Origin of the sequence: Kitasatospora sp. GAS1066B (assembly GCF_041262605.1) — a bacterium.
Classification (GTDB): Bacteria; Actinomycetota; Actinomycetes; order Streptomycetales; family Streptomycetaceae; genus Kitasatospora.
This window is the reverse complement of the sequence record NZ_JBGCCO010000021.1, coordinates 23,827-37,681: the sequence shown is the minus strand read 5'-3', so window position 1 is coordinate 37,681 and position 13,855 is coordinate 23,827. Positions and strand designations below refer to the sequence as shown.

General features: G+C 70.2%; 12 protein-coding genes. 2 read left to right on the top strand and 10 right to left on the bottom strand.

The window, feature by feature from the left end; genetic code table 11:
• Positions 1 to 9: 9 nt before the first annotated feature.
• The 3 genes from ABH937_RS23260 to ABH937_RS23250 form a co-directional block, all read right to left on the bottom strand.
• Entirely contained in the window at positions 10 to 1,440 is a 1,431-nt protein-coding gene (locus ABH937_RS23260) for a glycoside hydrolase family 15 protein (RefSeq protein WP_280692896.1), read from the bottom strand.
• Between the two features lie 586 nt (positions 1,441 to 2,026).
• Positions 2,027 to 2,248, bottom strand: coding sequence for a hypothetical protein (locus tag ABH937_RS23255; protein ID WP_280692897.1), 222 nt, complete (start codon positions 2,246 to 2,248; stop codon positions 2,027 to 2,029).
• Positions 2,249 to 2,442: 194 nt separating this feature from the next.
• The gene (locus tag ABH937_RS23250; protein WP_370219314.1) at positions 2,443 to 4,320 is read right to left on the bottom strand and encodes a ricin-type beta-trefoil lectin domain protein; all 1,878 of its coding nucleotides are present in this window, start codon (positions 4,318 to 4,320) and stop codon (positions 2,443 to 2,445) included.
• A gap of 368 nt (positions 4,321 to 4,688) precedes the next feature.
• Here ABH937_RS23250 and ABH937_RS23245 point away from each other — a divergent pair, with 368 nt between their 5' ends.
• Positions 4,689 to 6,911, top strand: coding sequence for a beta-glucosidase (locus ABH937_RS23245; protein ID WP_370219313.1), 2,223 nt, complete (start codon positions 4,689 to 4,691; stop codon positions 6,909 to 6,911).
• Positions 6,912 to 7,040: 129 nt separating this feature from the next.
• On the opposite strand, the gene dmpG is transcribed toward ABH937_RS23245, so the two are convergent.
• The 7 genes from dmpG to ABH937_RS23210 are packed head-to-tail and all read right to left on the bottom strand — an operon-like array spanning position 7,041 to position 12,946.
• Positions 7,041 to 8,048 carry a 4-hydroxy-2-oxovalerate aldolase gene (gene dmpG, locus ABH937_RS23240; RefSeq protein ID WP_280692903.1) on the bottom strand — a complete coding sequence of 336 codons (1,008 nt, stop codon included), beginning with the start codon at positions 8,046 to 8,048 and terminating at the stop codon, positions 7,041 to 7,043.
• Positions 8,045 to 8,998, bottom strand: coding sequence for an acetaldehyde dehydrogenase (acetylating) (locus tag ABH937_RS23235; RefSeq protein WP_370219312.1), 954 nt, complete (start codon positions 8,996 to 8,998; stop codon positions 8,045 to 8,047). Before ABH937_RS23235 ends, dmpG begins: the two co-directional genes overlap by 4 nt.
• Positions 8,995 to 9,807, bottom strand: a complete 813-nt coding sequence (locus ABH937_RS23230) for a 2-keto-4-pentenoate hydratase (RefSeq protein WP_370219311.1) — start codon at positions 9,805 to 9,807, stop codon at positions 8,995 to 8,997. Before ABH937_RS23230 ends, ABH937_RS23235 begins: the two co-directional genes overlap by 4 nt.
• A gap of 1 nt (position 9,808) precedes the next feature.
• Entirely contained in the window at positions 9,809 to 10,744 is a 936-nt protein-coding gene (locus ABH937_RS23225; RefSeq protein WP_280692909.1) for a 2,3-dihydroxyphenylpropionate 1,2-dioxygenase, read from the bottom strand.
• Positions 10,741 to 11,622 (bottom strand): alpha/beta fold hydrolase, encoded by an 882-nt coding sequence (locus ABH937_RS23220; protein ID WP_280692910.1) that lies wholly within the window; start codon positions 11,620 to 11,622, stop codon positions 10,741 to 10,743. Before ABH937_RS23220 ends, ABH937_RS23225 begins: the two co-directional genes overlap by 4 nt.
• Entirely contained in the window at positions 11,619 to 12,170 is a 552-nt protein-coding gene (locus ABH937_RS23215; protein ID WP_280692912.1) for a cupin domain-containing protein, read from the bottom strand. The genes ABH937_RS23220 and ABH937_RS23215 overlap by 4 nt, the downstream gene beginning before the upstream one ends.
• On the bottom strand, positions 12,170 to 12,946 hold the full coding sequence (locus ABH937_RS23210; protein WP_280692958.1) for an SDR family oxidoreductase: 777 nt from the start codon (positions 12,944 to 12,946) through the stop codon (positions 12,170 to 12,172). The genes ABH937_RS23215 and ABH937_RS23210 overlap by 1 nt, the downstream gene beginning before the upstream one ends.
• Positions 12,947 to 13,027: 81 nt before the next feature.
• Here ABH937_RS23210 and ABH937_RS23205 point away from each other — a divergent pair, with 81 nt between their 5' ends.
• A complete protein-coding gene (locus ABH937_RS23205) occupies positions 13,028 to 13,825 on the top strand; it encodes an IclR family transcriptional regulator (protein ID WP_370219310.1) in 798 nt (265 codons plus the stop codon).
• The last annotated feature ends 30 nt before the right edge of the window (positions 13,826 to 13,855 follow it).

The following is a 13,855-nucleotide window of genomic DNA, read 5'->3' as shown; positions in this document are numbered from 1 at the left end:
TCCGCGGGATCACACGGCCTCGGCCCGGGCTCGCATGGCGGACAGGTAGGCGGCGAAGCTCCACGTCAGGTTGTGAACACTGCGCTCGAAGCCGGTGGTGCCGTCGAACTGCTCGGAGAGCTCCAAGTTGTCGCTGTGGTAGACGACAGCGCGCACCATGGCGTCACCGGTCGCTGCCAAGGCGGCGGCGGCTGCCGCCGGGGCCGTCGACGCATCGATGCCGGACTGCGCGAAGAAGGGCGCGGACAGGTCGTCCAGGGGCACCTTGCCGCTCGCCTTGATCTCGGCTGCCAGCTTGTAGTGCAGCTCGGCGACGTTGCACGTGGAGAGGGCCCAGGGGTGACCGCCGAGCACCGGGTGCGAGGTGTCACCGTCGTAGACGTCGCCCGGGTAGCGGCCGAACAGCGGCCCGATGCCGAACTCTTCCTTGTCCGCCTTGTTGACCGGGTAGAAGGCGATGCCGCCCTCCTCCCACTGCGAGCGCAGTTGGGCCGCCGTGGCCAGCAGCTTGGTGTCGATGACGGGAACGGCGCCGTAGACGGCCGACTGGACGATGTCGATGTTCGGGTCGTAACCGCTGACCACCGGATTCTGGGGAGACGGCTGGGCCCCACTACCGGGGTCGGCCATCATGCTCACGTACTTGCTCCCGTCCCAGTGGCCTGCCAGGGCCTGGCGCAGCCAGTCGATGGCGGGCCGCAGCCCGACCGGCTTGTCGATCCCGACGATGGTCGAGGCCTGGATCTCCTCGAAACAGCGCAGCTGGGCGGACCGCGCGAAGAAGCTGAACCCGCTGTGCTCCTCCCACAGGTTCGTGGTGGCGTCCTCGTAGACGCCGAGGAGGTAGGCCACGTTCGCGTTCACCAGGTCGAGCGCCCGCTTGCGGGTGTCGAGATCGAGCTGGTCGTAGGCGGCCAGGATGGTGATCGACTGCAGGGCCGGACCGTCGTTCTGCTCGGTCCACGGGCGGGCGTCGCCGGCGATGTTGAAGCAGGCGTGACCCTTGGTCAACGGCGGCTGGGCGTTGGAGTGGCAGAGGTCGGCGAACTGCACGTAGTCGTTGAGCGTCTGCACCGTCCCACCCGGGCGGGTGGGCATGCCGGCCTTGGCCACCTCCATGGCCGTGATGGCCCCGTCGCGCACCCAGTTGAAGACGTAGTCCTCGTCGATGCCGGGGGTGTCGGCCGGGAAGGACGGGGCGGCGATGATGCAGCCCGGCTTCGAGTCCCGGGAAATGTCGCCCGGCGACTGCGGATCGCTGAAGACGAATCCGTCACTGGCGATGTTCCGGAACATGTACGTGTACATGATTGGCACCAGCGACGGCAGATCGAACGCCCCCGGATCAATGGTCCGCTGGACGTTCGTCCGGGCTCGGGAGGTGCCGGCGGGTCGGTTCGTGCGGGCGGGCATGTCGGGCGTGGTGCTGGACTCGGTCATTGCTGAACCCCCGTCATCCTGCGAGTGGACTTGTCGGATCCGATCGGCGCCCCGGTCGCGCGGATCGCAACGCTTGCCCCAGCGGGCCGTGGACGCCGCGCCCTGGCGGCCTTACGGGTCCTGGGGATTTGGTGAGGAGAGCGGCGCGCAACAACGCCGGCACGCCTGCGATGACACGCTGAATCGAGTGCCCGCGGCGACGTCTTTCCCGGAATCGTGTCAATAAGGAATGCATCCCCCTGCCCCCGCCCCCTTATTTTCTCGGGAGGCGCGCGATGCGGATACGACGATCACGTCGTTCGGCGGCACCCGTGCTTCCCGCGACGAAAAACTACAGCCAGCTCGTCAGGTGTCGCAAGAGGAAAATCGAATGTTGCGTACGAGGCTGGAGTGATCGGGTGCAGCCCACTGTTGCACAATTGCGCATCGAATCCTGATGGTGCGCATGGGCATCTTCCCCCGTTCTGTTTCTCATTGGGATCATTCCACTGCCCCACCCCCGACGGGCTGACCGGGAAAGCAAAAAGTGCTGGTCGAGACGAATCTCAACCAGCACTTTTCCGGAACCCGTGGGCTCACGGTCGTCCTAACCGGCCTGGTACTTGCCCGTCTCCCGGTCGCGGTAGATCGCGCCCGACTTGCGCAGCTGCTCCAGGTCCCGCCGCACGGTGCGCGGGTCCGGCTCGACCACATAGCTTGCGCGGGCGCGTACCCAGTCCCAGGCACCGCCGTCCTGCCGCATCGCCTGAAGGAGCTGGTCGCGTCTCTCGATGGCCGAGGTGGGTGCTTCGGGGGTGTTCTCGTTCATGGGCCTCATTCTCTCCCGGGACCCGCACACCTCCCAACTCCGCTCCCGATCCCCAGGCCACCCCGCCCCGCGCCGCCGTCACCCCCGGCGGCTGATCGACCGGCCAGCGCCACACCCTCCGGCCGTACTCGTGGTACGGCCGGCTGGAGCCGAACAGTGCTCCAGCCGGCCGGTTCAGGTGAGTGGACGTCGGATCAACTCGGCAGCGTCCACTGTTGGTTGGCGGCGCCGGTGCAGTCCCAGATCTGCAGTCGGGTGCCGTTGGCGGAACTGGGCCCGGTGGCGTCCAGGCAGCGACCGGAGGCCTGGTTGACCAGGGACTGGTTGGCACCCTTGGTCCACTGCTGGGCGCCGGTCCCGTTGCAGTCGTACAGCTGGGTCCGGGTGCCGTTGGCGGTGCCGGCGGCGGTGACGTCCAGGCACTTGCCGAGGGCGCGGACCGTGCCGTCGCCGGGAAGGGTCCACTGCTGGGCGGCGGTGCCGTTGCAGTCGTAGAGCTGGATGGCGGTGCCGTTGGCGGTGTTGGCGCCGGCCACGTCCGCACACTTGCCGCCGTAGCCGGTGATCTGCCCGGTGGCGCCGCTGGATTGGCTGCCGGCCCAGCTGAAGGTGGCCGTGGTCTGCGCCGGGAGGTCGTAACTGAACGACTCACCGCCCCAGTTGACCCGGACGTTCTGGGTGGAGCCGCTGTCGTTGTAGGCCACCAGGGCCTTGGAGCCGTCCGGGTTGAGCCAGGCCACGTTCGGCACCGAGGAGTTGGCGGTGGAGTCGATCCGATAGGCGCCGGGCTTGACGAACTTGGTGAGCTGGCCCAGGTCGTAGTACTCCACGGTGTAGTCCACCTGGCCGCTGCGCGAGTCGCCGTTGTGCACCGTCACCAGGCCGGTGCAGGTGCCGCAACCGCCGTTGTGCGGGCCCATGTTCTGGTCCACCGCGAGCGACCACTTGACCACCGACTTTCCCCAGTTCCGGGTGTAGTCGATGATGTTGTGCATGTCCTCCTGCTGCTGGTTCGCGATCCAGGTGCCACCGGAGTGCTCGGTGTCGAAGGCGTCCACTGTCGGGTACTGGTTGTGCACGGTGGTCTGCTCGGTGACGTCGCCGCCGTAGCCGTGCCAGGCCAGCCCGCCGAAGAGCGAGTCGTTGCGGATCGTCGCGTCGTCCACCGTGGGGGCCGCGAAACTCGCGTACTGGTCCCAGTTCCAGTCCAGGGCGAGCACCTTGGTGCTGAGCCCGGCCGCATGCAGGGCGGGTAGCAGGTCGGTGCCGATGAAGTACTGCAGGCCCGAGCCGTTCCACTGCATCGAGGGGTAGCCGGAGCAGCAGGTCGGCTCGTTCTGCGCGGAGACGTAGTCGACGTGCACGCCGTTCGCCTGGTAGGCCTGGAGGTACTTCACGAAGTACTGGGCGTACGCGGCGTAGTACTGCGACTGCAACCAGCCTTGGCTGTAGGCGCCGCTGTCCTTCATCCAGGGCGGGGCGGTCCAGGGGGTGGCCATCACCTTGAGCGCCGGGTTGAGCTGCTGCGCCTGCTGGGTGAGCGGCAGCACGTCGACCAGGTCATGGGCGATCGTGAAGCTGTTCAGACCGGGATCGGTCTGGCCGGCCGGCAGGTCGTCGTAGGTGTAGCTGTAGCGGGCCAGGTCGGAGGCGCCCATCGGGTTGCGCAGGAAGTCCAGGCCGATCCCGGCGTTCGGATCGAAGAGGTTCTGCATCACCTGGGTGCGGGTGGCCGAACTGAGCGCACCGCTGCTGTTCAGCAGCCAGGCCGCGGTGTCGGTGAACGAGGCGCCGGCGCCGGTGAACTGCTGGTAGCGGGTGTTCTCGTCCACGGAGATGGTCTGGCCGCCGGTGCCGGTGCCGGCGGTGAAGGCGATCGGACTCTGTTGTTGCAGACCGCGGGTGACGGTCCGTCCGCCGGAGTCGCTGGTGCTGGTGAGCCAGATGTTCACCGGTTCGTCGGCGGCCTGGGCGGGCGGCGGGGCGGCCAGCGCGAGCCCGGCGGCAGCCAGCATGCCTGCCAGGCCGGCGCAGAGCGCGCGTCGGGGTAGGGAGAAGGTCGGCAAGCGCATGGGGGAGTGCTGCCTCTCGGCTGGGGGAACTGGGGGGACTGGTACAGACCACTTAGTTCGCGACGTGATTAAACTCGGGCCCCGAAGTGCCGTCAAGAGCGTCGGCACGGTCCGGGGATGGTGACTGTCCTTCAAATAGTGAACGCAGAAGCTCCAGTGGTCCCCCATTCAGGTTTTTGAGCAGAATTTCCCGTTCAACTCATTGACGCTCGTGCGCCACGGGAGTTAACTCCCTCTCCAGTTCCTGTCGTGACGCCCACTCAGCACCTCGGCTACGAACGGATGGTCCCATGCGCCCTGCGCGGAGAATCCCACGTCGTGTCACCGGTCTGGTCCTGGCCGTGGTCACCGCCGCCACCCTGAGCGGCTTGGGGGCCGCACCCGCCCCGGCCGCCGCCGCTCGCACACCCGCCTACCTCGACGCCACCGCCTCGATCCCGAGCCGGGTCGCCGACCTGCTGCACCGGATGACGCTCAACGAGAAGATCGGCCAGATGGACCAGTTGGCCCTGGTCACCGTGCAGGGCAACTGCCAGTGGAGCGGCGGCGCGCTCAACCAGGCCTGCCTGCACAACGTCCTGGTCGACAACGCGGCCGGGTCCATCCTCTCCGGTGGAGGCATGCCACCGGCCACCAACAGCCCCAAGGACTGGGCGGACCTGACCAACCAGCTCCAGAGCTACGCCATCACCAACTCCCGCCTGCACATCCCGATCCTCTACGGCATCGACGCCGTCCACGGACACAACAACGTGCTCGGCGCGACCATGTTCCCGCAGCAGATCGGCATGGGCTCCAGCTGGGACCCCGCCCTGGAACGCGGCGTCGAGCAGTCCACCCAGCGTGCCGTTGCCGCCACCGGCATCAACTGGGCCTTCGGACCGGTTGCCGAGATCGCCCGGGACCAGCGTTGGGGCCGCTACTACGAGGCGTTCTCCGAAGACCCGCTGCTCACCGGCACCATGGCCGCCGCCGCGGTCAACGGCCTGCAGGACGCCTCCAGCGGCACCCAGCTCGCCGCGACGGTCAAGCACTTCGCCGGGTACTCCCAGCCGCTGAACGGCCACGACCGCGTGCCCGCCGACTACTCGGCCCGCTATCTGCAGGACACCATCCTGCCGGCCTACCAACAGGCGCTGTCGGCGGGAGCATTGAGCGTCATGGCCGACTCGGGTGCGGTCAACGGCGTGCCGGTGACCTCCTCGCACTACCTGCTCACCACCGTGCTGCGCGACCAGTACCACTTCGACGGCGTCGTGGTCAGCGACTGGAGCGACATCCGCAACCTGCAGACCTCCTACCACATCGCCGCCGACTACCCGCAGGCCATCGCCAAGGCGGTCAACGCGGGCGTCGACATGGCGATGGAACCGACCAACGCCGCCGACTTCACCGCCTCGGCGCTCACCGCCGTCCAGCGCGGCCTGATCTCCCGGCAGCGCATCGACCAGGCCGTCTCCCGCATCCTCACCATGAAGTTCAAGCTCGGTCTCTTCGAGCACCCTTACGTGGACGCGTCCAAGGCCGACGGGATCGTCAACGGCGCCGACCTGGGCCTGGCCCGTACGGCGGCCACCGAGTCCTCGGTGCTGCTGCGCAACCAGAACAACGTGCTCCCCTTCGGCGCCTCGGTCCACAAGATCGTGGTCACCGGCCCTTCGGCGGACAACCTGAACAACCAGCTCGGCGGCTGGTCCATCGGCTGGCAGGGCGTGCCGAACGGGGTCACCGTCCCCGGCACCACGGTCCTGGCCGGCCTGCGCAAGGGAGCTCCAGCGGGCACCGCCATCGACTACCAGGCTGACCAGGCCGCCGCCGTGACCGACCTGCGGTCCGCGGACGCAGCCGTCGTGGTCGTCGGCGACACCCCCGGCGCCGAGGGGCCCAACGATCACCCCGACCCGACCCTCGACCCGGCCCAGCAGGCGCAGGTCGCGGCGCTCCAGGCCACCGGCAAGCCCGTCGTGGTCGTGGTCATCGCCGACCGCCCGCTGGTCCTGGGCAGCGCCGCGAACACCGCCGGCCTGCTGATGGCCTGGCTGCCCGGCACCGAGGGCGGGAACGCGGTCGCCGACATCCTCTACGGCAAGGCGAACCCCAGTGGCCGCCTGTCGGTGTCCTGGCCCAAGGCGATCGGCAACGAGCCCGAGTTCTACACCCAACTGCCGGGCACCAACGGCGGTACGGACTCCGGATACAGCCCGTTGTTCCCCTTCGGCGCGGGCCTGTCCTACACCGACTGGCAGATCGGTGCAGCCACACCCGACCGCACCAGCACCCCGGCCGAGGGCACCGTGCACGTCAGCATCCCGGTGTCCAACACCGGCGCCGAGGCCGGTGACCTCGTCGTCCCGCTGTACGTGTCCCAGCCGGTGAGCCGGGTGCTCACCCCCGCCAAATGGCTCGTCGGCTTCACCCGGGTGAACCTGGCGGCGGGCGCCCACACCACCGTCCACCTCGACGTCCCGCTCTCCCGACTCGCCCACACCGAGGGCGACGTCGCCGGATCGGGCAGCCCGACGGTGGAGCCGGGCCAGTACACGCTGCTCGCCGGCGACAGCACCACCGGCACGGCGTTCACCGTCAACTGACGCCCAGTCAACGAGGTCCGCACCACCCTGGCGCCCGATGCCCCGCCGTCGTGGGGAGCATCGGGCTTCGCGGGGGGACGCTCGCTTCGCAGCCGAGCCTTGCCGAACCCGCCCGGGACTTCGGCGTGGTCATCTCGTCGGTTGCCCGAGGGCGATGTCGACGAGCATGTCCTCCTGGCCGCCCACGAGGCCGCGCCGGCCGGCCTCCAGGAGAAGGGTGCGGGCGTCGACACCGTGGGTGCGGGACAGGGTCTCGGCGTGGCGCAGGAAGCTGGAGTAGACGCCGGCGTAGCCGAGGGTGAGGGTTTCGCGATCCACCCTGACCGGCCGGTCGTGCAGGGGGCGGACGAGGTCGTCGGCGGCGTCCTGGAGGGCGTGCAGGTCGCAGCCGTGTTCCCAGCCTTCGAGGGTCGCGACGGCGATGAAGGCTTCGATGGGGCAGTTGCCCGCCCCCGCGCCGTGTCCGGCCAGTGAGGCGTCGACGCGGGTGGCCCCGGCCTCGGCTGCGGTGAGCGAGTTGGCGACCGACAGGGAGAGGTTCTCGTGTGCGTGGATGCCGATCTCGGTGGCGGGGTCGAGGACTTCGCGGTAGGCGCGGACCCGCTCGCGTACTCCGTTCATGGTGAGGTGGCCGGCCGAGTCGGTGACGTAGACGCAGTGCGCTCCGTAGGACTGCATCAGTGCGGCCTGCCGCGCGAGTTCGGGGGCCGGAGCCAGGTGGCTCATCATCAGGAATCCCGACACGTCCATGCCCAGCTCGCGTGCGGTGGCGATGTGCTGCGCGGCGACGTCCGCCTCCGTGCAGTGGGTGGCGACCCGCACCGAGCGCACGCCGAGTCGGAACGCGCGCTTGAGCTCCTTGACGGTGCCGATGCCGGGCAGCAGGAGTGTGGTCAGCCGGGCATGGGTGAGGTTCGCGGCGACGGCCTCGATCCATTCCCAGTCGGTGTTGCTTCCGGGGCCGTAGTTGAGGCTTGTGCCGGCGAGCCCGTCGCCGTGCGCCACTTCGATCGCGTCGACGCCGGCCGCGTCGAGTGCGGCCGCGATCCGGGCCGCGGTCCCGGGCGGGAGGCGATGGCGGACGGCGTGCATGCCGTCCCGCAGGGTGACGTCCTGGATGAACAGCCGCTTGGTCATACCTTCGCCTCCAACAGGCGTGCTGCGATCCGTTCGCCGACGCGCAGGGCGGCCGAGGTCATGATGTCGAGGTTGCCCGCGTACGGGGGGAGGTAGTGGCCCGCGCCCTCCACTTCGAGCAGGACGCTGACCTGATGGGTTGCCGGGCTCGCACCGATGAGCGTGTGCGGGTGGTCGGCGAGGGGTGTGATCTGTACCGGCTGCTTGAGCCGGTAGCCGGGGACGTACGCCGCGACCTGCGCGACCATGTGCTCGACCGACGTGGCGATCCGGTCGCGGACGTCCGGCTCGGGGGCGTCGACGAGGCACAGGACGGTGTCGCGCATGATCAGCGGTGGCTCGGCCGGGTTGAGTACGATGATCGCCTTGCCGCGCCGCGCGCCGCCGACCGATTCGATGGCGGCGGCCGTGGTCTCGGTGAACTCGTCGATGTTGGCGCGGGTGCCGGGCCCGGCGGATCGTGAGGCGATCGAGGCGACGATCTCCGCGTACGGCACGGGTGCCACCTGTGCGATCGCCGCCACCACCGGGATCGTGGCCTGGCCGCCGCAGGTGACCATGTTGACGTCCGGCGCGTCCAGGTGGCTCTCCAGGTTCACCGCCGGGACGACGAACGGGCCGAGTGCTGCCGGGGTGAGGTCGATCAGCCGCTTGGCGTGCGGTGCGAGGGCGCGGGCGTTGGCCTGGTGGGCCTTGGCCGAAGTGGCGTCGAAGACGACCTGGATCTCGTCGAAGCCGGGCATGGCGATGAGCCCCGCGACGCCCGCTGCGGTGGTCGGCACGCCGAGGCGGGCGGCCCGGGCCAGACCGTCGGACCCGGGGTCGATGCCGACCAGCGCCACGACCTCCAAGTGCTCGCTCAGCCGCAGCATTTTGACCATCAGGTCGGTGCCGATGTTGCCCGAGCCGATCACGGCGGCCTTGGCCCTGGTCTGTGCGGTCGGGTTCATTCCGGTGCCTCCGTGAAGGTCGCGCTGACCTCGCCGACGCCGCTGATCTCGGCGCGGAAGCCGTCGCCGGGAGCGACGGGCACCACCGGGCCCAGCGCGCCGGAGAGCACGATCTCCCCAGCTCGCAGCGGCCGGCCGTAGTGGTGTGCGGTCCTGGCCAGCCAGGCGACGGCGGTCAGGGGGTTGCCCAGGCAGGCCGCGCCGGACCCCTGCGAGACGACCTGCTGCCCGCGCCACATCGTCATGGCGCAGTCGGCCAGGTCGAGGGTGCCGAGTTCCTGGCCGTGCGCGCCGAGGACGAACAGCCCCGCGGAGGCGTTGTCCGCCACGGTGTCCACGATGCTGATGTCCCAGTCGGCGATCCGGCTGTCGACGATCTCCAGCGCCGCCACGACGAAGGCGGTGGCGGCGGCGACCTCGGCCTCCCCGATGGTCGCGCCGGTCAGGTCCCGCGCCAGGACGAAGGCGATCTCGGCCTCGATCCTGGGTTGCAGCGTCCGGTTGATGTCGACGGGCGCGCCGTCCGGGCTTTCCATGCTGTCGAGGAGCACGCCGAAGTCGGGCTGGTCAACGCCCAGTTGGGCGCGCACCGCCGGGTTGGTCAGGCCGATCTTGCGGCCGACGACCCGGGCTCCGGCTGCCTCGCACCGCTCGACCCACGCCGCCTGGACCGCGTAGGCCGCGTCGATGTCGCCGGCGGGCAGCAGGTCGCGCACCGGAGGGCGGGGTCGGTGCCGGGCCCGGGCTTCGGTGAGCTGCCGCAGCGCCTCGGCGGTGCCTGCGTCGAGTGTTCTGGAAGCCGGCGACATGTCAGTTCACCTCGAAGGTCGTGCCGATGCCCATGCCGGTGATCCATTGCGGAACCGGCTCGTAGCTGGTCCAGACCAGTGGTCGGGCCACGGCGGCCAGCCCGATCAGCCAGGTCCTGATCTCGTGTCCGCCGCTGCCAGCCTGTTCTTCGAGACCGGGGTCGCCCAGCGCGACGATCGGTCCCGGGTCGGCGGTGCCGAGCTGCTTGAGGAACCAGGTGTCCCAGAGGCGGTTGACGTGGGCGTTGGGATCGCCGCCCATCGCGCGGATCCTGGGCACGCGCACCGCGTCATACGCGTGTGGGTCCTGGCGCCCGTGGATCACCGCTGTGCGCCGCTCGTCGGGCACCGAGGGGTCGCGCGGATCGTTCGGAGGCAGCCAGTGCGACAGCCCGCCGCTGGCGATGACCAGGACCCGCCCGGCGAACTGCGACGCGCGCAGGGCTTCGCCGAGGGCCTTGCCCAGCTCGACGCAGCGCTCCATGCTCGGCAGCGGCGGTGCCGCGGTGTTGACGACCAGCGGCACGAGCGGGATGCCCGCCGTGCCGCAGACCATGTCGTAGCTCTGCACCAGGCCGTGGTCGGCGGTCAGCGCGTAGGAGAGCGACAGGTCGAATCCGGCCTGGGCGAGCGCGTCGCGGACCGACCAGGCCAGCTCGGTGGCGACCGGCAGCGGACCGGACCTGCTGCCGAAGTCGCCGAAGCCGGAGGCCTGTTCGACGCCGAGGACGAACGGCGGCATGGCGTCGTAGAAGTTCGCGTGGAAGTGGTCGGGGCCGATGACGACGACGGCGTCCGGGGCCAGCCGGGAGACGGCCCGGGCGACCCTGGCGGCGTCGGCCATGAACCGGCCGCCCGGTTCCTCGGGCCCGTGTGGCGGCGTCATGGTGGCGAACGGGGAGTGGGACATGCCGATCAGGCCGATGATCTCGCTCATGCCGGTCCCACCTCGGCGAGCAGGAAGTCCCGGTGGACGCGCAGGTACTCCTCGGGCTTCTCCCACTGCGGCCAGTGGCCGGCGTCCTCGATCACGTGCAGGCGGGCGCGGGGCAGCCACTTCAGGAGCAGCGCGGCCTCGTCGAGGCCACCGGTCGGGTCGTGGTCGGTCCACAGCAGCAGCGTGGGCGCGTCGATCCTGCCGACCCAGGCCGGGTCCCAGGCGAAGTCCTTGCGCACCTCGGGATCCTGCAGGACGAGTGTGTTGGTGATGGCCTGGACGAAGCCGGGGCGGCTGTAGACCGCGCGGCGCAGGCCGACCAGTTCGTCGGTCACCATCTCCTTGTGGTGGAACAGGAATTCGACGCGGCGGCGGACGACCTCGTCGCTGGGGTCCAGGACGGCGGCCATGGTGCTCTCCCGCAACCGGACCATGACCTCGGGCTTGTCGGCGATGTTCCCCGGGGTGTTGAGCACCAGTCGGTTCACCCGGTCCGGGTGGTGTGCCGCCGTCCAGGCGGCCACCCAGCCGCCGAGCGACTCGCCCGACAGGTGCGCGGCGTCGATGTCCAGGGCGTCCATCAGCCCGACCAGGTGGTCGGACAGCACGTCGGTGGTGTAGGGCCGGTCGGGCAGGTCGGACCAGCCGTGGCCGACCATGTCGTAGACGGTGACGCGGAAGTCCTCGGCCAGACCGGCGACATCGCGGGCATAGGCCTCGAGGTGTCCGCCGGTGCCGTGCAGCAGGACCAGGTCCGGGCCGGACGACCCGGCCCGCAGGACGCGGGTGCGGACCCCGCCGACGTCGACGTGGCGCAGCTCGTGGTCGACGTCCGCGAGCTCGCCCCAGATGCTGATGTGCGCGGGCAGGTCGCTCATACCGGGTTCTCCTCAGCTGCCGGCCCCTCGGGCTGCGGGTGGTCCTGCCGTGCGTCCTCGCGGAAGCGGTCGCGGGCCTCCTTGATGGTCGCCAGGCCGGCGCTCTGGCGCCGGCCGACCCCCAACAGGCCGAGCAGGCGCGAGTTCTCGATGGTCAGGAACTCCACCGGGTGCTCGGTGGAGTCGTTGTAGTGGCGGTGCCAGGTCCACGGCGGGGTGTAGACGAAGTCGCCGGCGGACCAGGAGCAGGTCTCGTCCTCGACCTCGCTGTGGCCCTCGCCCGAGATGACGAAGTGGACGGTCTCGTGGTGGTGGCGCTGCATGTCGGAGCTGAGGCCCGGCGGGATCGTCTGCCGGAAGATCTCGAACGTGGCGGTCGGCAGCTTGCCAGCGATGGACAACGTGGTCGGGTTGTGCACCTGCCCTGCCGGGAGGGTCTCCAACTCTGCTGCTGTCACCACGATCGGGCGAGCGCTGCTGGGCCGCACGGTGTCGGATATCGCGCCGAGGAACTCGGCCATGGAGAAGTCCTGTCCGGATTGCGCCATCAGATGGTCTCCGTTCGTCCGCCGTCTACCGTGAGTACTGTGCCGTTGACGTAGCCTGCGGCTTCGGAGGCCAGGAACGCCACCACCGCCGCGATCTCCTCGGGACGCCCGGCCCGGCCGGCCGGAACGGCCGCGGCATCCGCGGCGTCCAGCTCGGCGTAGCTCCTGCCGTCCAGCCGGGCGCGGTTGTCCAGGATCTGCCTGCGGCGCTCGGTGGCGGTCGCACCGGGTGCCACGCAGTTGACCGTCACGCCCTGGGCCGCGAACTCCCGGGAGAGAAGCTTGGCCGCCGCGGTGACCGCGGATCTGAGCACGACGGAGGTCGCGAGGTCGGGCTGTGGCTGGCGCACGGCCGAGGAGGTCACGAACAGGACGCGGCCGAAGCCCCGCGCGGCCATCCGGGGCAGCACCAGTCGTGCCAGCCGCAGGGGGCCGAGCAGCAGAAGTTCGTACGCCCGCTGCCACTGGTCGTCGCCGACGTCCAGGATCCGGCCGGGCGGCGGTCCGCCCGCGTTGAGCACCAGGACATCGAGCGGGCCGTGGCGCTCCTCGACCCAGGTGACCGCCGCCGCGGCGCCGTCCGGCTCTGACACGTCGTTGACCAGCGCCTCGACCACGGATCCGGTGCTCTCCCGCAGAGCGGACGCGGCTGCTCGGAGCGGTTCGGCTCGGCGGCCGGTGACGACCACCCGGTGTCCCGAGCGCGCCAGGTGCTCGGCCGCGGCGTACCCGATGCCCGAACTGCCGCCGCCGACGAGAGCGGTTCGCTTGCTGATGTCTGCCTCCGTATGGTTCCGGGCCTCGCGTGGTGGTCCGCGACGGGTCTAGCCTGGCCCCCATGGACTCCGGAGCCAACGATGAGTCCCGCTGAGCGGGACACCAGCTGTGACACCGGCAGCGACAAGGGCAGCGACAAGGGCAGCCTCGGCGGGCTGGACCGCGCGGCGGCGATCCTGGGCGCTTTCGACGCCGAGCACCGGGAGTTGACCCTCGCGGCCCTGGTGTCCCGGTGCGGCCTGCCGCGCTCGACCACGCACCGCACCGCCGAGCGGATGATCCGCCTCGGCTGGCTGGACAAGCCCAAGGACCGGTACCGCATCGGCAACCGCCTCTTCGAGCTCTCCGGCCTGGCACCGATCCGGCACGAACTGCGCGAGTCCGTACTGCCGTTCCTACACGACCTGTACAACGCGACGAAGACGACGGTGCAGCTCGGCGTGCTCGACGGAACACAGGTCCTGGTCGTCGAGAAGATCACCGGGCACCGGCCCATGCCGATGCTCTCCCAAGTCGGCGGCAGGGTCCCGGCCTACTGCTCGGCCCTGGGCCGTGCCATCCTCGCCTACAGCGACACCGGGACCATCGAGGCGGTCCTCGCCGCCGACCTGCCCGCCAGGACGCCGCGCACCCTCACCAGTCCGGTCGCGATCCTGCGCGAGCTGACCGCGATCCCGTCCCGGGGCTGGGCGATCGAACGCGAGGAGGGCAACATCGGCGTGAGCTGCCTGGGCGCCCCGGTCTTCGGACCGCTCGGCGAGGTGGTCGCGGCCCTGTCGGTGACCGGCCCCACCGGCCTGGTGCGCGCGGACCGGATCGGGCCCGCGGTCCGGCTCGCCGCGGCGGCCGCCTCCAGGGCCTACTCGCAGCGTCGCTGAGGAGGACCGAACACGCACGGTCTCAGTGAG

Coding starts and splice junctions, on each gene's coding strand:
- ABH937_RS23260 (WP_280692896.1), bottom strand. CDS start 1,440: ATGACCGAGTCCAGCACCACGCCCGACATGCCCGCCCGCACGAACCGA.
- ABH937_RS23255 (WP_280692897.1), bottom strand. CDS start 2,248: ATGAACGAGAACACCCCCGAAGCACCCACCTCGGCCATCGAGAGACGC.
- ABH937_RS23250 (WP_370219314.1), bottom strand. CDS start 4,320: ATGCGCTTGCCGACCTTCTCCCTACCCCGACGCGCGCTCTGCGCCGGC.
- dmpG (WP_280692903.1), bottom strand. CDS start 8,048: ATGACCAAGCGGCTGTTCATCCAGGACGTCACCCTGCGGGACGGCATG.
- ABH937_RS23235 (WP_370219312.1), bottom strand. CDS start 8,998: ATGAACCCGACCGCACAGACCAGGGCCAAGGCCGCCGTGATCGGCTCG.
- ABH937_RS23230 (WP_370219311.1), bottom strand. CDS start 9,807: ATGTCGCCGGCTTCCAGAACACTCGACGCAGGCACCGCCGAGGCGCTG.
- ABH937_RS23225 (WP_280692909.1), bottom strand. CDS start 10,744: ATGAGCGAGATCATCGGCCTGATCGGCATGTCCCACTCCCCGTTCGCC.
- ABH937_RS23220 (WP_280692910.1), bottom strand. CDS start 11,622: ATGAGCGACCTGCCCGCGCACATCAGCATCTGGGGCGAGCTCGCGGAC.
- ABH937_RS23215 (WP_280692912.1), bottom strand. CDS start 12,170: ATGGCGCAATCCGGACAGGACTTCTCCATGGCCGAGTTCCTCGGCGCG.
- ABH937_RS23205 (WP_370219310.1), top strand. CDS start 13,028: ATGAGTCCCGCTGAGCGGGACACCAGCTGTGACACCGGCAGCGACAAG.